The organism is Streptosporangiales bacterium (assembly GCA_009379955.1).
Lineage (GTDB): Bacteria > Actinomycetota > Actinomycetes > Streptosporangiales > WHST01 > WHST01.
In genome coordinates this window covers 1-16,894 of sequence record WHST01000136.1, presented here as the reverse complement: position 1 = coordinate 16,894, position 16,894 = coordinate 1, and the positions used below count along the sequence as shown (strand labels likewise).

Annotated in this window: 13 protein-coding genes and 2 pseudogenes; 12 read left to right on the top strand and 3 right to left on the bottom strand. The window is 66.6% G+C overall.

The window, feature by feature from the left end; genetic code table 11:
• The first annotated feature begins 273 nt into the window (after nucleotides 1–273).
• The 6 genes and pseudogenes from GEV10_27835 to GEV10_27810 all read left to right on the top strand — a co-directional run bounded on the left by GEV10_27835 (nucleotide 274) and on the right by GEV10_27810 (nucleotide 6,461).
• Entirely contained in the window at nucleotides 274–1,455 is a 1,182-nt protein-coding gene (locus GEV10_27835; GenBank protein MQA82228.1) for a glycosyltransferase, read from the top strand.
• Nucleotides 1,374–2,669: an aminotransferase DegT gene (locus tag GEV10_27830; protein MQA82227.1), complete on the top strand. Its 1,296-nt coding sequence runs from the start codon at nucleotides 1,374–1,376 to the stop codon at nucleotides 2,667–2,669. Before GEV10_27835 ends, GEV10_27830 begins: the two co-directional genes overlap by 82 nt.
• A complete protein-coding gene (locus GEV10_27825; GenBank protein MQA82226.1) occupies nucleotides 2,656–3,468 on the top strand; it encodes a hypothetical protein in 813 nt (270 codons plus the stop codon). Before GEV10_27830 ends, GEV10_27825 begins: the two co-directional genes overlap by 14 nt.
• Nucleotides 3,465–4,640 carry a glycosyltransferase gene (locus tag GEV10_27820; protein MQA82225.1) on the top strand — a complete coding sequence of 392 codons (1,176 nt, stop codon included), beginning with the start codon at nucleotides 3,465–3,467 and terminating at the stop codon, nucleotides 4,638–4,640. Before GEV10_27825 ends, GEV10_27820 begins: the two co-directional genes overlap by 4 nt.
• Nucleotides 4,637–5,590: a GNAT family N-acetyltransferase gene (locus GEV10_27815; protein MQA82224.1), complete on the top strand. Its 954-nt coding sequence runs from the start codon at nucleotides 4,637–4,639 to the stop codon at nucleotides 5,588–5,590. The genes GEV10_27820 and GEV10_27815 overlap by 4 nt, the downstream gene beginning before the upstream one ends.
• Nucleotides 5,418–6,461 (top strand): annotated as a pseudogene (locus GEV10_27810) (hypothetical protein). The gene GEV10_27815 and the pseudogene GEV10_27810 overlap by 173 nt, the downstream one beginning before the upstream one ends.
• A gap of 75 nt (nucleotides 6,462–6,536) precedes the next feature.
• Here the strand turns inward: GEV10_27810 and GEV10_27805 are convergent.
• Nucleotides 6,537–7,583 (bottom strand): glycosyltransferase, encoded by a 1,047-nt coding sequence (locus GEV10_27805; GenBank protein MQA82223.1) that lies wholly within the window; start codon nucleotides 7,581–7,583, stop codon nucleotides 6,537–6,539.
• Between the two features lie 31 nt (nucleotides 7,584–7,614).
• Between GEV10_27805 and GEV10_27800 the strand changes: the two genes are divergently transcribed.
• Nucleotides 7,615–8,556: a glycosyltransferase gene (locus GEV10_27800; protein MQA82222.1), complete on the top strand. Its 942-nt coding sequence runs from the start codon at nucleotides 7,615–7,617 to the stop codon at nucleotides 8,554–8,556.
• A 26-nt stretch (nucleotides 8,557–8,582) separates the two neighbouring features.
• Here the strand turns inward: GEV10_27800 and GEV10_27795 are convergent, their stop codons facing one another.
• Nucleotides 8,583–9,854: a GNAT family N-acetyltransferase gene (locus GEV10_27795; GenBank protein ID MQA82221.1), complete on the bottom strand. Its 1,272-nt coding sequence runs from the start codon at nucleotides 9,852–9,854 to the stop codon at nucleotides 8,583–8,585.
• Nucleotides 9,855–9,870: 16 nt separating this feature from the next.
• Between GEV10_27795 and GEV10_27790 the strand changes: the two are divergent.
• A pseudogene (locus tag GEV10_27790) lies at nucleotides 9,871–10,190 on the top strand (ISL3 family transposase).
• Nucleotides 10,191–10,799: 609 nt separating this feature from the next.
• Nucleotides 10,800–12,050, top strand: a complete 1,251-nt coding sequence (locus GEV10_27785; protein MQA82220.1) for an IS110 family transposase — start codon at nucleotides 10,800–10,802, stop codon at nucleotides 12,048–12,050.
• Nucleotides 12,051–12,445: 395 nt separating this feature from the next.
• Here GEV10_27785 and GEV10_27780 read toward each other — a convergent pair whose 3' ends face one another.
• On the bottom strand, nucleotides 12,446–12,838 hold the full coding sequence (locus GEV10_27780) for a glyoxalase (GenBank protein MQA82219.1): 393 nt from the start codon (nucleotides 12,836–12,838) through the stop codon (nucleotides 12,446–12,448).
• Between the two features lie 579 nt (nucleotides 12,839–13,417).
• Here GEV10_27780 and GEV10_27775 point away from each other — a divergent pair.
• The 3 genes from GEV10_27775 to GEV10_27765 all read left to right on the top strand — a co-directional run bounded on the left by GEV10_27775 (nucleotide 13,418) and on the right by GEV10_27765 (nucleotide 16,713).
• Complete coding sequence (locus GEV10_27775) at nucleotides 13,418–13,981, top strand: dihydrofolate reductase (GenBank protein MQA82218.1); 564 nt, start codon at nucleotides 13,418–13,420, stop codon at nucleotides 13,979–13,981.
• A 678-nt stretch (nucleotides 13,982–14,659) separates the two neighbouring features.
• Nucleotides 14,660–15,820 (top strand): tyrosine-type recombinase/integrase, encoded by a 1,161-nt coding sequence (locus tag GEV10_27770; GenBank protein MQA82217.1) that lies wholly within the window; start codon nucleotides 14,660–14,662, stop codon nucleotides 15,818–15,820.
• Nucleotides 15,817–16,713 (top strand): tyrosine-type recombinase/integrase, encoded by an 897-nt coding sequence (locus tag GEV10_27765; GenBank protein ID MQA82216.1) that lies wholly within the window; start codon nucleotides 15,817–15,819, stop codon nucleotides 16,711–16,713. Before GEV10_27770 ends, GEV10_27765 begins: the two co-directional genes overlap by 4 nt.
• Nucleotides 16,714–16,894 lie beyond the last annotated feature (181 nt).

Below are 16,894 nucleotides of genomic sequence, written 5' to 3'. Positions count from 1 at the left end.
TGGTCAAGGTCGGAGCGCTGGCAGCGTGAAGAGCCCCACCGGGATGAATCATGCCCACCTGACCGGTCACCGATAGCCGCCCAACCGTCTGCCGAGGTCGCCGTCACGACCCCACAGGGTTTTTCAGGTCGAAGTAGCTAGGCATCAGCCTCCATCCAGGAAACCGGGCGCAGCGGGTCTCGACACGATCCGGTGACCCGAGAGCGACCCGATAGTGTCAGCAACCAGAGGCGCGACACTCAGGGTTGAGTTCAGCTCGGCACACGAGCCCAGATGGAGGTCGACTTGTCGACAGGTGATCTTGACCTGTCGAGAATCCTGTTCCTGGCCCACAACGGCGCGTGGCCGACGACGGACGGTGGCCGGCGACGTGATGCCGAGCTCCTCCCTCGGCTGTGGCGCAGGGCCTTAATCGATTACGTGGTCGTCAGCCAGAGACCCGCACAGGACGAGCAGGGTCTGCGATCATCGGGCGTCGGCCTGCGCCGTTGGTGGGTTTTCCCCGACCAGTCACCCACCAGTGCTGCGCCTCGCAGGGAATCGCGCCAGGCGCGAGAACTGCTCGAACGGATCTGGCAGACCTATGATGCGATCCACGTCGAGGGGCACTATCTGCTCGGGCTGCTGCCGCCGGCGGCGTATACCCGTGTCGTCCTTGTGGAGCACAACGTCGAATCGCGCATCCTTGACCAGCGCACACGCTTGGGTGAGCCGATCCCGACAACGCTGCTCGACCAGTTGCGCAGGACTGAACGGCAAGCTTGGCGCAGCGTCGGTCGGGTCATCGCATTGACCCACGACGACGCGACTGCGATCACCACATGGACCCAACGACCGACTCCGGTGATCACCAACGGGTGGGATCACCTCGATTGCGGTGACTCCGTCCGGGTTCCGGCACGCCGGAACCCGGACGACTCCTGCCTGCGGCTGCTGTTCGTAGCCAACTACGCGTACTTCCCGAACAGGGACGCGACGTCCTGGCTGATCGAGGACATCCTGCCGGAAGTGCGCGCCCTACTGCGCGACCGATCCGTCGAAGCCCGGCTGCGGCTGGTCGGGAACGCGATGCCGTCACAGCTGACGCGAGCTCAGGATGTCGAGGTCGTGGGGTGGGCGGACGATCTCGCCGCTGAATACGGCGCCGCGGACGTCGTTGTCGTACCGCTGCGTATCGGCGGTGGGATCAAGGTGAAGGTGACCGAGGCGCTCTATCAGGGCTGCTACACCGTGACCACGACCGTCGGCGCCCAGGGCATTCCTCGGGACATATCCGGGCTGGCCGTGGCAGACGATGCCCGTCGGTTCGCAGAACTTGCGTGCGCACCGATTCTCAGACCTTCCGAGGTCGGCCGACTCGCGGCGCAACGCGAATGGACGCGGATGCCATCGTGGAATGCGGCCAGCACAGCTACCTATCAGGCGTGGATCGGGACTGGTCGGGGGTCATCGTGAGTGATCCGTTCGTTGTGCCGTATCGGCCCGTGGGGTCCTTGTTCGGGCAGGAGGAGTTGGACGCCGTCGCTCGAGTGCTCGCCAGCGGGCAGACGCTCTCCTGCGGGCAGGAGCGAGACGCATTCGAGCAGGAATTCGCGTCCTACACCGGTGCGCCGCACGCCATCTCGGTGACCAACTGCACCGTCGCTCTTGAGCTCGCCTCATATCTCGCGGGCGTACGGGAGGGGTGCGAGGTGATCGCGACAACGCAGACCTACCAGGCCACCGTCGCCCACCTCCTCGGCCGGGGTATCACAGTCCGTTTTGCCGATATCGATCCTAAGACCCTGAACGTGGACCCGGAGTCGGTCTCACGGCTGGTCTCCGCCCGTACGAACGCGATCTACCTGGTCCACCACGGCGGTCTTAGCGCTGATATGGATGCCGTCCTGGACGTCGCGAAGGACCGGGGTATTCGGGTTATCGAAGACTGCGCGCACTCCCTCGGCGGCACCTATCACGGACGTCACCCGGGAACACTGGGCGACATCGGCTGCTTCAGCTTCCAGTCGTATAAGAACGTCTCCACCCTGGGCGAGGGTGGGATGGTGACGTTGAACGACGATGAACTCGCCGACGTACTGCGTCGCGTCATCGCCATCGAACCCGACGCGGATTTCGCCGGACGGCCGTCGAGATCGATCGGCGGACACGTCTATCCCGACCGCAGGCTGGACTGGCACGCGAAGAATTCCTTCGACCAGGACTGCCTCGCCCTACGTCACGGCGGTACGAACTCCACGCTGGCCGAGCCTGCCGCTGCGGTGGGACGAGTTCAGCTGGGTCGGATCGAGGAGTTCCTCGCCCGCCGGAGGCGTATCGCCGAGTGGCTGGACGCGCAGTTCCGTGATGTTGCGCGCCTGCGCCTGCCGACGGTCGCCGAAGGGGTTTCCTCCGCGCATCACCTGTACACGTGCTTCGTGCGTCCGGGGCCGGGCCGTACCAGGGACGAGATCGCTACGGAACTGCTTGATCGCGGAATCCAGGTGCAACTGCGCTATTTCCCGCTGCACATGCTGCCCGAGTGGCGTCGGGAGGGGCATGAGCACGGGGAGTGCCCGGTCGCGGAGCGGGTCTGGTTTGAGGAACTGTTGCAGCTGCCCATTTATCCACAGATGCAGGATTGGCAGGTCGAGTATCTCGCATCGGCGGTCCGCGATGCCCTTGAGTGAGGCCGGGTTCAGGCCATTCGCGGCGGCGGGTGTCCCGGTGTCTTTTGTGGCGATCTCACCGCATCTCGACGATGCCGTGATGTCTGTGGGCGCTACGTTGCACGCCTTGGCCCGGGCAGGACACGAGGTGATCGTGGCCACAGTGTTCGCCGGAGACCCGCCGCCAGAGATCTCCAAGGTGGCCCGACAGTTTCACCTCGAGTGTGGTTTGCCGGATGACCAGGCGATGGCACTGCGGCGTGAGGAGGATCGCCGAGCGCTGACCGCGCTGGGTTGTCAGCCTCTGCACCTGGATCTGCGTGATGCGATCTATCGTCGAGATCAGTCCGGTGGTTGGCAGTGTCGGCACGATCGGGCGATGTTCGACGACAACCCGCCCGCAGAGCCTGACGTCGAGTCCTTGAGCCTCGATCTGGTCCGCGAAATCGTCGACTCCGTAGCTGGACGTGGATCCGTAGGCGGGCTGCTGACCTGTGCCGGCATCGGCGGGCACATCGATCACCGCCTCACCACGCGTGCAGTCACCAAGATCGGGGCGGGCCGGCACATCCCCATCCTGCGGTGGGAGGACCTGCCCTACGCCTGCGGCACCGATCCGATCGCCGCAACGGACTCGCCGACCACCATCCTGTCCGCACCGGATCAGATCGACTGGCGCGCTAAGGCTACGGCCGTGCAGTGCTACACATCGCAGCTCGACATGTTGTGGCCACAGCAGGAAAGTGGCTGGTCTGCGCTGCTAGAGCACGGCCAAGCCCGGGGCAAGCAGGCACCGGTTGAGATCTGGTGGCGGGGATGAACGAAGAGCAGGAAAACAGAGTTACTGCTTCGCCCAGGTCAGTGATTCACGTCATCTGCCCCGAGGTCGGAGACTCTATCGGCGGCGCCGACCTGCACGTCCTCGATCTCGCCGAAGCGCAACAGAACCTCGGGATGCGCGTGGAGGTGGCGAGCATCGGTGCCCCCGAGCACTTCATGGCCTTCGCCGAGGAACGCAAGGTCAACGTCCGGACCATCAGGATCCGGACCGCGCGCAGACAGCTACGCGAATCCCTCGCGGTGATGCGCGGCGTGCCGGTGGTCGTTCATTCGCATGGCTACGAAGCCGACTATCTGACCGCCGCAGCCCGGTCAACCTGGGGTCCGTGGCGTGACGTTGCTTGGATCGCGACCTGTCACGGCTTGATCGCACCGGACCTTCGCCATCAGCTGCTCAACGTTTTCGGGCGGCTCTGCTTGCGTCAGGCTGACCGCGTCGTGGTCGTCTCGGACGTAACCAATCTGGGCGGTCAACTGAACCGCGATGTCGCCTACATACAGAACGGTGTGCGTCATTTCCAACCCGTCGATGCCGTCGAACGAGAGCGGATACGGAAAGAGTTCGGTGCTCCGAGCCCAGAAGCCCCGGATCACGACGACGCGGTCCTGGTCGGGTACATCGGTCGCTTCTCCCGCGAGAAACGTCCTGACCTGTTCCTGGACATGGCCGATCGGGTCGCCGCGCGATATTCCCAAGTCCGCTTCGTGATGGCCGGTGGTGGCCCGTTGCATCAGGAGATTGCTGCCCGCGCGCGCCAAAGCCGCGCGGCGAAGGTCCTGCACCTGACTGGGTGCCGGCGGGATGTCCAGCGAGTCTTCGCCGCGCTGGACGTTCTCGTTCTGCCCTCAGACACCGAGGGGACGAGCCGGGTCGTGCTTGAGGCGAACCAGATCGGCCTGCCGGTCGTCGCGACAGCCGTCGGCGCCGTTCCGCGGCTGATCGAGGACGGGGTAAACGGGTTGCTCACCGAACCTGGCGACGTGCACTCGCTGACGGCGGCAATCGAGGCTTTGGTTGACGACCAACAGCTGCGGATGTCCTTGTCGCACACGTCTGCGGAGGCGTTGCGGCGTGGGACCGCAGAGCAGATGGCCATAGACACGGTGCTCGTGTACGACGCCGTCCTGGAATCCCCGACGGTGCACCGATGACACGAGTGAGAGTGCTGGAGGGCACGGCCGCCCGCGCCTCGATCGAGGCGGCCGCCCATAAGGCAGACCGACCAGTGTTCGACAGCACGCCGTGGTACTCAGCGTGGTGGCACAGCTTCGGCGATGCCGAACAAGCACTGGCGCTCGCTCCGGAAGGACGTGCCGGCTGGCTGGTGCCGCTCAGCCTTACCCGTGAAGCCGGCCAGGTAACCCTCCGGTCGTGCGGGGAGCCTCTGGCCGATCGGCACAGCGTCCTCGGCTCAGGCGCCACACTCGACCGTAACGACGCCGCCCAGATCGTGACCACCCTGGCCAGCCTCGGGTACGAGGTCCTCATGGAAGGTCTGTCCGGCGACGACCCCGCGACCGGGCGAGTGATTCAGGCCATGCGCGACGCAGGATGGCACGTCGAGCCGGAGGCCTGCCCTCTGTTAGATGCGCGCCGCCGTGTTGCCGCGGCTGATCGCCGCGTCCGACGGTTCTCCCGCAGTTTCCCCGAGGCTGATGTCGCCCTGATCGGCGGGAATAACCTCACCCAAACGCTGGTCGCAGAGTTCCTGGCACGTCGCGCGACGCGACTGGTTGAGACTGGTCGGTGGGACGATTTTCCTTTCTTTCAGAAGCGACCCGAATTCGGCGAGCGGTTCACCCGTCTCGTGCTGGAGCTGGCGGCCAAGGACTGCGCCAGGATCCTCGCCCTGCGGATACGCGACTGGATCGTCGCCGAGGATCTGTACATCGGCCCTCCGGAGCGTCCGGTCCTCTACTTCCGGACCTATGCCCCCGAACTGGCCCGCTACAGCCCGGGGCGAACCCTGCTCGACCATGCCGTGGGACACCCGGTTCACCAAGCCTGTCACGCCATCGACCTCGGTCGTGGCGGCGAACCCTACAAGTTCGACGCCGGAGGAGATGATTCGTTTGTCATCAGCGCGTCCCTGCCCCGCTGACTTCGAGCAGGCCCTGCGCGCGTGCCCGATCATCCTCGGCGGACCGTTCGGTGAGGAGCCGTTCGCGATGACCACGCGGCGTCTGAACGCTTTCGTCGAGCGAGGTGGCACCGTCGTGGAAACAGCGCACAGCTACGCGCAGGGCCGAGCCGAGGCCGCCATCGGCAGGTGGTGCTCTGCACAGTCCGGTTCGAGGCCGGCGATCATCACCAAGATCGGCCACCCAGCCGACGACGGGACCATCGACATGTCCCCTGCCGCGCTGCGAGATCAAGCCCGGCGCTCCCGGCAGCGACTCGCGGTGGGGACCCTCGACGTGGTGCTGCTGCACCGGGACGACCCCGAACAGCCCGTGGCTGCGCTGTTTCAAACGATGCGGGAATTGGTCGACGAGGGCGTTATCCGTCGGTACGGCATCAGCAACTTGAACGCCGCGCGAGCCCGGGAATTCGTCGACCACGCAGTTGTGGCCGGTGATACCCCGATCCTGAGCTATCAGTACTCCCTGGCAGTGCCGGCTCGACCGCTGTGGCCTAACACACGGTACCTGACCGACGAGCTGGACGACCTCGTTCGCCGGTCGCAAGCGACCTTGCTGGCGTGGGCGGCCCAAGCACGCGGGTGGTTCGCGAAGCCGCTACCCACAACGGGAGCAGACCCATTCGACACCCCGGGGAATCGTCGGGCGTGGCAGTCCGTCGCCCGCGTCGCAGCCGCCATGCACATGCCTCCGGCCACCGTTGCACTGGCCTGGGCGTTGACGCAGGGGGTGGTGGCTGGTGCCACCGTCGGTGCAATGTCCGTAGAGGAAGTCGTCGAGAGCCTGATGGCCGCTGACGTACGCCTCAGCACGCACGACTTCGAGGTCCTCGGCGCTGTCCCGCGCCACCGGAGCAGCCCGAGTCGTGACGGTCCCCGACGGGCCGAAGACTCCGGAGGCGCGGTGTCAACGACCGAGAGCGAGTTCGCGCCACTGTTTGGCGACTCTTGCGGAATCGGCCTCACCGGCTTTGTCCCGCGCGGCCAGGGACTGTTTCACCCACAGGTCGTCGTCGGTCAGCAGGTCCGCGGTCAGTCGAGTGAAGGCCGCCTGAACTCGCGGCGAGTCGATGGACCCGTCGATGAGGTAGCCGGAGACGCCGTCGACGACTCGTTCGCTGAGCGCGTAGGCGTTCGTGGTCACCGTTGGGGTCCCTGCCGCCGCTGCTTCGGCCACGGCGAGGCAGTACATTTCCTCCTCTCGGCACGGATAGAGCACCACGCGAGCAGCGCGCTGGAGGGTGCGCAGCGCGGATCGATCGACTACGCCGTGCACGAAGACACCCGCCGCTTCCGAGGGGGTATGGGCGAAACGGCTCTCCAGCTCGCGCGCCTCGTGCCTGGCGAAACCCCACAGGCGGTACCCGCTGGTGATGTGCAGCTCGGCGTTGGGAACCCGCTCGCGCAGGTGCGGCCAGATGGCCAAGGCTACGTCCAGCCCGCGGTCCGGAATGCTCGAGAAGAGACAGACAGGTCGTCGCACCACACCGGGCTCGGCCAGGGAGAATTCCTCCAAGTCGACCGGGTGGTCGATGGTGACGGAGTCCTGAACGCCGACCGTGCGCAGCAGTCGAACCATGGCAGCGCTGGCGGCCACGACCGGCGCGGACGCACCCGCCTGCGGGCGGAACGCCGCTGCGTTCGCCGGCTGGTTGTCCAGCATCCAGAAGATGTTGCGAGCGCCTGGCGCGACCAGGACAGACTCCTCGTAGCGCACCGCGACCCGCACGTCAGGCCGTGGCGCCCGCACGAGCTCGGGCAGTGGCATCCACCGCACCCCGTCGTATTCGCCCGGTTCGGAGGTGTTCGCGTAGACAGTGACCTGCTCACCGGCACGCGCGAGCGCGCGGGTCAGCACTACCAACGAGCCCTCCGAACCGCCCAGCCCGGGCGATTCGTAGTCCGGCGGCGCGAAGGCGAAGCGCCGTCCATAGACGAACTGCCATACCGCCACGACGTCCTCCTGATTCCGCTAATGTCCGACGATGAGCAGTGCGCCACCAGTTGACGACTTGGAAAGCTACACAGCCGTCGTCCCGACGCTGGGGCAGCGGCCGACCCTGGCTGCCACCATAACGTCTCTTCGACATCAGCCTTTCCCGCCGGAGGAGATCATCGTCGTGTTGCCCGAGGGTGTCGGGGCGCCGCAAGGCCTGCCCACTGGGCTGCGTTACGTGTGGGCACCCCGTTCCAGTTCGGCCCAACGCAATCGCGGCCTCCAACTGGCAGCCACGCCGTACGTGCTCCTGGTCGACGACGACATCCGGGTCCGACCCGGCACGCCCGACGCCCTGCGCCACGCGTTGCGGCAGCGGCCGTCAGCCGTGCTCGCGGCGGCGAACCTGGTCGGCGACCCGGTCCTGCCGACGGCCACCAACCTCACCTATCGACTCCTCGGGCTTGGCTACCACAATCCGTTCCACGGAACGTCACGACTGCGGTGGTCCGGACACTCCGTGATCCGACTCGTGCCACGAGCCACCGAAAGCGTCGGCGTCACACACCTGTGCTGCACTCTGCTGCGTCGCAGCCTGACCAGCGTCGTTCTGCTGGACGAAACCATCGACGGCTACGTGCTGGGGGAAGATCTCGACTTCGGCGCGCGAGCCCGGCAACACGGGCAACTACTGTCCGTACCACACGCTCTCGCCGACATCCTGGACGAACCGTCCACCGCCCCCGAGGACCCCCGCGCAGTCGCTGTGCTGCACGGGCATGTCCTGTCCTACTTCCGCTGGCGACACAAACGGCCAGGGACCTTCGGCACGCTGGCGTGGGGCTGGTCGCATGTCGGTCAACTGCTCGTGCTGGTCGTGCGCAGCGTGCGTACTCGCGACGTCGCCGCGCTCAACGGATACCTCACCGGATTGAGATCGTGCCTCGCCCAGATCGCCTCGGAAACCCGCAACGGCGCAGTCCCAAACTGATCGCCGGTCGGGCGCTCGGTGCCGGTTCACCAGGAATCCGGGCAGTACGGCGGGCGCCGCGTTCCCACAAGCCTCGACACCTGGGATAAGGCATGCTCATTGGGTGCGGACAGTAGGCCGGAGTCCCGGAGCCACCACGGGCTGCTGGCACCGAGTAGGAAAGGCGCCAGCGCGCACGCCTGGACGGTAACGTCGCCGGCCGCTTGATCCGCTGAGGTCGGCGGTGCCGCAGCAAGAGAAGTGAACGTGATCCGCTCGCCGTCGCCAATGATCCGCCACAGCCCGTCGTTCCACGGCGCCTGGCTGTCGATCACCCGAATTACCCCCGTCCCGGGAAACGCGTTCGTCGCCAGCGACAAGCCAGCCAGATTGACTACTCGAACCAGCTTGTCCAGGGCCCGCACCGGCTCCCAGGTCCGGGCGTGCGAGGTCGCGCTCCACAACTCGACCTCCGGAGGAGCGTCCCACCGAAGCCGTGCGACGTTGTTGTGGGAGACAAGGAAATACAACAGCCTCGCCAAAGCGGACGGCCCCGTGTGAAACAGCTCCCGAACCTCGATCTCGAGACCGGCACCGTCGCCCACCAGCCGATGCACCAACACGGCGTACCCGCGGTCCCCGCCCTCGGCGACAGCACCCACGACGTCGCGTCGCAACTCGCCTGGACCGACCCGGCGGAGATCGGCCCAGTCCGCTGCGGAGCGTTCCAGCAGCCCGAACCGATCACGGGCACAGTCCTCATAAACGGAGGCCACAAGTTCGTGAGGTGGGTCGAACCTGACCGCACTCCCCGCACCAGTGCGCGATGGCCACGCCAGATCGGCGGGCGCCCCGGTAAAGCGGGCCACCGACAGACAGATACCCCAGCCATTGTTCTGGTGCCACTTCGGAATGGGCGTCTCCAGTCCGGACAGCACACATCCCGCATCGCGCATAGCAGCCAGGAAGTCCGTTTGAGATCCAGCCAAGACACGCCGACCGCGCGCGGTAGCGGCAGTTGCACCCGGCCCTGCCAGAGCCATCAACAGCGGGTTACCGTGGTCGAGCACGGTAACCACCCGCCAGAGGATGACGGAGGCGAGTTCTCCCTCAGACTCGACGGCGTAGACACGGTCGCGAGGCCAGGTCCGCGTTCGCTCGGCGATGGTGTCGTCGGCAGGGAATGAATACGCGAGCAGTTCGGCTGCCGCCGCCGCGTCGTACGACTCAGATCGACCCGGGGGCCTGTCCATCGGGCTCCTTCCACTACAGCTCTGGTCACGATGCCAGATCCGACCCACAGCTGGTGGACCGGCCATCTCCGGCCAATACACCGCTCGGTCCGAGGGCGTCGGCACTCTCGGGGTCGACGAGCACGTGTGGCACCACGTCTCCACCAAGCCTGTCGAGGACGGCGGGCGTGGCCCAAGGAGCTGACCGGGATGGTCGACCTGACTCGCGACGCCAAGGGCAAGACCCGGGCGCGGCTGCTGGACCTGGTGCCCGGCCGGTCCGGCGCTGCCTACGCCGAGTGGCTCCAGGCCCGCAACCAGGCCTTCCGCGACGGCATCAAGGGCGCCACCCTCGATCCGTTCCACGGCTACAAGAACGCCCTCGACGACCAGCTCGAGGACGCCGTCGCGGTGCTTGAAGCGCCCCAGGTTTGATGCCGCATCTTTCTGAGTTGGAAGGATGTGCGCCATGCCCAAGGGGATTGCCGAGGTCCGTGCCCGTGCGGTGCGGCTGCTGAGCGACTACCTGTCGAGGGGCAAGCCCATTGGACGGTTCACGGTGCACCCCTGACACCGCAACCAAAGAGGCGATGTTGGAGAACCTGCAGGTCAAAGCCAGATGACAGTTGAGCGGGTGACGGGGATCGAACCGGCTCGGTAACCGCATTGTGACCTGCGGGTTTGCCTGCTGCGCACGTCGTCGTCGGCCGCAACTATCGGCTTGAGAGCCGTTGGACGGCATTGTGCGGAGTGACGTGCACCCGGCGGGTGCACCGAGCGCTCGCGGAACCTAATGAGATCAGCCGGGCCACCTATATGGGAGGCTCAGCCGCAGCAGCGGCCGGCAGGTCAGCACTCACGGAAACCGGCCGCTTCGGAGGCCTACTGACAGACCGTGCGCCTGCCGGTTCGCCGGTGACTGGACTGCTGATGGGATGTCGTGCCCGCCTCGGCGTGAGCACTTGATCATTAGGTTGCAGGGGTCCCCGGGTGCTGTGATCTTGTTGGCCGGACACGAAGGAGTTGCTGCGGGTGCTGTTCATTGGGGACGACTGGGCCGAGGACCACCACGACGTCGAGGTCGTGGACGAGGACGGCCGCCGGCTGGTCCAGGCCCGGTTGCCGGAGGGGTTGGAGGGCATCACCCGGCTGCACGCGTTGGTGGCCGAGCATGCCCCGGCCGCCTGGGCGGAGCTGCCGCCCGAGCAGGTGACGGGCCAGGTGGTGGTCGGGATCGAGACCGACCGCGGGCCGTGGGTGACAGCACTGCGGGCGGCCGGCTACTTGGTGTTCGCGATCAACCCGCTCTCGGCGGCACGATATCGGCAGCGGCACTCCACCTCGGGCGCCAAGAGCGGCGCCGGTGACGCGCACGTGCTCGCCGAGATCGTGCGCCTGGACCGTGATCACCACCGCCCGATCGCTGGGGACAGCGAGCTGGCCGACGCGGTGAAGCTGCTCGCGCGTGCGCACCAGACCGCGATCTGGGAGCGGACCCGGCACGTGCTGCGGCTGCGCTCGACGCTGCGGGAGTTCTTCCCTGCTGCGCTGGAAGCTTTCGAGGATCTGGCGGCCAGTGACTCGCTGATCTTGTTGGAGCGGGCACCGAGCCCGGCGCTGGCGGCGAAGCTGACGCGCAGCCAGCTGACTGCCGCGCTGCGCACGGCGCGGCGCCACCACGTCGAGACCAAGGCCGTGGCGCTGCAGGAGATTCTGCGGGCACCGGCGCTGCGGCAGCCGCCGGTCCTGGACAGCGCGTACGCGACGATCGTCGTCAGCCAGGTGCGGCTCATCGCCGCGCTCAACGCCCAGATCACCGGGCTTGGTGAGGTGATGGGCGAGCATTTTGATCGCCACCCGGCCGCTGAGATCTACCTCAGCCAGCCGGGCCTCGGGGTCGTGCTCGCCTCTCGAGTGATGGGCGAGTTCGGCGACGACAAGACTCGCTTCACCGACGCCCGGGCACGCAAGAACTACTCCGGGCAGAGCCCCATCACCAGGGCCTCGGGCCGCAAGAAGGTGGTGCTGGCCCGGTACGCCACCAACAGGCGGCTGGGCGCGGCACTGCACATGCAGGCCTACGCCGCGCTCACGGGATCCCCGGGCGCCCGCGCCTACTACGACACGCTGCGCGACCGCGGGATCGGCCACCACGCCGCGCTACGCCAGCTCGCGAACCGCCTCGTCGGCGTCCTGCACGGATGCCTCAAAACCGGCGCCCTCTACGACGAGGACACAGCCTGGCAGCACCATCGCGCCGACACCGCGAACATCGCCGCTTGACAAAATTCGGCATGGGATGTCTGTCAGGACGGCCGCAAGCCGTGCGGGACTGTGCTCGGGTCGGTCTCCTCGGTGTTCTGACCGTCGTTGACCGTTGCTGTCCCTGACCTGGCCGTGGCGTGTGGCCCGTATGTGGCCCATCGCCGCCCATACTTTCCCCGTCCTCCTCATAGGAGCCGCTCGTAGGCCGGAGGGTAGTGGGTCAAGGGTCGAGCTTGCTCGATCGCGTCAGCGACGGCTCTGCCGCCCTTGACGCACGGAGTGGGGGCCGGATAGTAACCCGGCGAGAAGGATGGGCGGAGTCACGGCACGTCGTGATGCGGAACATCGACTCACGCGTTGTGGTCTCGATTGGGATCGCTGACGAGCGACGCTGCACTGGGTAACACCACCGATCAGCCTCGGGGAAGTAAGGCGTAGAGGTCGACGTTGTTGCCGTCGGGATCGCGCACGGTGGCGAACCGGTGTCCCCAAGGGGCGTCAAACAGGTCATGGGCACTGCGGAATCCCGCATCCGTCAGCTCTCGATAGGCCGCGTCGACGTCGGATGGCGTGCCGAACTCGAATGCGAGCGCGGTGTGGGCACCTCCGCTCGGCTTGGTCCAGTCCGGATAGAACGACTTGGCCATCGTCGCGTCGTCGAGCATGAGCCTGAATCCCGGCATCAGCTCGCACTCGACGTGGTCGCCGGTCGCGTCTCCGAAGTCGAGGCCGAGCCGCCGATAGAAGTCGACCGATGCCGCGATGTCGGAGACGATCAGCGCAAGGGCGTTGGCTTGTGGTTTCATGCTCGCCAACGTACGGGCGAGGTCTGACAGTCCAGTTGTGTCACGTCGCCCCGGCGTGATGAGCCAGACGACGCGTAATGCCGGGGCACGCAAGCGAGCGGGCTGACGGGAACGTGGCCCGGCTGTGGCCCGGTGCCCACACAGGTGAAGATGGCTTCAATAAGAGAGGGTCCTGGCTGGCGTTGTTGCTGATCAGGGCCCCTTGATCTTGGAGCGGGTGAAGGGAATCGAACCCGCATCACCAGCTTGGAAGCATTGAGCGAGGGCCAGGAGCCGGCCCATCTGAGCACGATCGGCGGACTGTTTCAGCCCTCGATTGACCGTCGCTGACCTCAGCTAATTGCACGTCAATTGCACGGCGTCTACCGGGCTGAGCCGTCTGTTCGCGTGTGGAGTGGGTGCGCTGCTTGCTGTGTGCGGGCGAGGTCGAGATTAGACGGGTTGCCCTGGTCGGCCGAGTGGGCGACGTTGCGCCCCGAGTACGAAAGACCACCGGCGAACTCAGATCGCGCATTGATCAGTTGTCTACACCGAGCCGGTCTAGACTCCCGAAACCGACTGACAGAAAGGCATGGTGCCATGCGGAAACTGGTCTACGGCATGAACCTGACCCTGGACGGCTACGTCGCGGCGCCCGGCGACGACCTCGGCTGGAGCGGGCCGAGCGACGAGCTGTTTCAGTGGTGGCTCGACCAGGAGCTGGCGATCGGCCTGTTGATGTACGGGCGCAAGCTGTGGGAGACCATGAGTTCCTACTGGCCGACCGGCGACCAGCAGCCGGGCGCCACCCCGGCGCAGATCGAGTTTGCGCGGAACTGGCGGGATACGCCGAAGGTGGTGTTCTCCTCGACGGTCGACAAGGTCGACTGGAACACTCGCCTGGTCACCGGCAACGCGGTCGCGGAGATCACCCGGCTCAAGGCCGAGGACGGCGAGCCGATGAGGGTCGGTGGCGCAGCGCTCGCTGGGGCGGCTATGCGGGCCGGGCTGATCGACGAGTACGCGATCGTGACCCATCCGGTGCTGGTGGGCGGCGGCACACCGTTCTTCACCGCGCTGGATAGCTGGGTGAACCTGAACCTGGTGGAGACGCGGACGTTTCCCGGCGGCGTGGTCCTGACCAGGTACGAGACGAGGCGTTGAGCGTGATTCCTTTGCTGCTTGCCTGAGGGAGTGGCAGCATGCCCCGGAGCAAGGTCGAGCTGTTCACAGCGACAGGGCAGGGCTCGCCATTCCTCCCCCTCACCCAGTAGATGCCGAACGTAGCCGAGACGGCGGCGGGGTCCAGGGATCAGCGGCAAGATGTTTTCGGCTCCGGGAGTCCTCGCGCGAGTGGAACGGTCCGCCGGACAGGCGAGGTGGCGGCCGAAAAGATCTTGGTGCCCCTGGACGCCGACGGTGGCTCGGCGCACACTCCCTGGCATCGGGTGAGGGGTTCCACCGGTACATGCCGTGGTGCCGTGTCGTGTGGCCTGTGACTGGCGCTCGTGGCCGGCTGGGGAGCGTGGTTGCCGTGGCTCTCAGGATCGGGTAGGCCCGAAGGGTGCGGGCTTGAAGCGGGCGAACTGGCGGAAGTCGATCCGGTGGGTCGAGCGGGTGGCGCTGGTCGGTCTGCCGCAGGCGTTCCACTTCCATGATTATGCCGACGTTCGCGTTATGCCGATGTTTCTGAGGACGTGCTGGTCACCTGGGGTGGGTGCCGGGAAAGTGTCGGCATAACACCGTAGTGTGATCGGAGGGATCGTTGCCTTCTTCTTCGAGAGGGAGGCAACGATGCCGAGGGCAGCAAGCAGACTGAGCGGGGTTGTGGTGACGGGGCCGTTGGCCCTGTTCGTGCAGGCGTATCGTCTGGAGCTTCGCCGGCGCGGCTACACGCCACGATCGGCGGTGAACCTGCTGCGGCAGGTGGCTCGCTTCAGCGGTTGGCTCGAGGATCGGGAACTCGGCGCCGAGCGGCTCGACCGTGATCGGGTCGATGAGTTTTTGGCTTTCCAGCGTGCTGGGGGCAGGCACCGCTCCCAGTGGTCACGGCCCGGATTGTGGTGCCTGCTTGAGGTGCCGGGTGCGTTGTTGCGCGGGGAGCAGGCGCCAGCACTGTCGCCGACCGAGACGCTGCTGTGTTCCTTCGAGCGTTATCTCCTGGTCGAGCGTGGGCTCGCGTCGGGCACCGTGCGCGGCTACGTCGACCACGCCCGAAAGTTCTTCGACGGGCTACCGCCGGGCACCGCCTTGGGGGAGGTTGCGGCCGCTGATGTGACCGCGGCTCTGCGCCGCGTCGCCGAGGCGGTGTCGGTTGCTGCGGCCCAGAACTTCCGGGCAGGGCTGCGCGCGTTACTTCGGTTCTGCTTCACCGAGGGGATCATCGCCGTTGACCTGTCCGGTGCGGCCCTGGCCGTGACCGGGCGACGACGGGTGTGCCTGCCTCGAGGGATCGAGCCCGCTCAGGCTCACCTGCTGCTTTCATCCTGCGATCGGAGAACGGCGCTGGGGCGACGGGATTACGCGATGCTGGTCGTGCTGCTTCGCCTGGGTCTTCGTGCCGGTGAGGTGGCACGGCTGCGTCTTGACGACCTGGACTGGCGCGCCGGGGACCTCGTCGTGCGCGGCAAGGGTGCGCGGCTGGACCGGCTGCCCATGCCCGTCGAGGTGGGCGAGGCGATCGCTGTCTATCTGCGACGCGGACGACCCAGAAGTGACCGGCGGGAGGTGTTCTTGCGGGCCAGAGCGCCGTTCGAGCCGATCGCGACCGGCACGGTTGGCTCGACCGTGCGTCGGGCCTGCCGCCGCGCCGGAATCCCCGAGGTCGGCCCGCACCGGCTACGTCACACGCTGGCCTGCGAGATGGTGCGCGCCGAGGTGCCTCTGGTCGAGATCGGCCAGGTGCTGCGACACAAGAACCTGCAGTCGACCGGGATCTACGCCCGGGTGGACCTGGACACGCTGCGGCGGCTCGCCGCGCCGTGGCCGGGAGGTGCGAGATGAGCGCCCTTGGCCGACACGTCGCAGAGTATCTGGCGCTGCGGCGCTCGCTCGGCTTCAAACTCGAACGCGAGGAGCAGCTGCTTGCGCAGTTCGTGGCCTACATCGAAGCCGCCGGCCAAGAACACGTCACCGGCGAGCTGGCGATCGCTTGGGCGAAGCTGCCGGTCGCGGCCTCTCCCAACCAGTGGGCCAAGCGTCTGGGCGTCGTGCGCCGCTTCGCCGTCTATCTGGTGACGATGGACCCTGCCACCGAGGTGCCGCCGTCGGGGATCTTCCCCACGACCCGGCGCAGACTGTCTCCCTACCTGTTCTCCGACAGCGACATCGAGCGGGTGCTCGTGGCCGCGCGAGGGCTCGCCCCGCCGCTTCGCGCGGCGACTCACGAGGCATTGTTCGGCCTGCTCGCGGTGTCCGGCATGCGCATCGGTGAGGCGATCGGTCTTGCTCGCGGCGACGTCGATCTCAACTCCGGAATAATCACGATCCGACACGCGAAGTTCGACCGCACTCGGTTCGTGCCGCTGCACGAGAGCAGCACCGCGGCGCTGTCGGTCTATGCAGCCACACGTGACCGACTGTGCCGACAACCGCGTGCAGAGGCGTTCTTCTGCACCAGCGTCGGCACCGCACTTGATCGCTCCGGTGTCGGCAAGACCTTCCGCCAGATCACCACCGCGCTCGGACTTCGCACCGCGACGACACATCCACGTGTGCACGATCTCCGGCATTGTTTCGCCGTCCGCACGCTCATCAACTGGCAGCGGCAAGGAGCGAGCATCGACGGCCACCTCGCGACCCTGTCCGGCTACCTCGGTCACGTCGCTCCGTCCGACACCTATTGGTATTACTCCGACTCCCGGGTTATTCCGATACCCGCCTCTTTGCGCGCGTGATGGGCCTGTGACCTGGGATGACGTGCGCTCGCGCCTGTCGCCTGTCGGGATAATCCGGTGTCACTCCTTGAGTCCGCACAGGCGCTGGATGATGTCCTCGCGGTCGTGCCACAACGGGGCCGGAAGAGGGCTCTGGCTTGTTGCGCTGTTTGCTTTCTCGAGGGCATGGCGCTTCATCTCA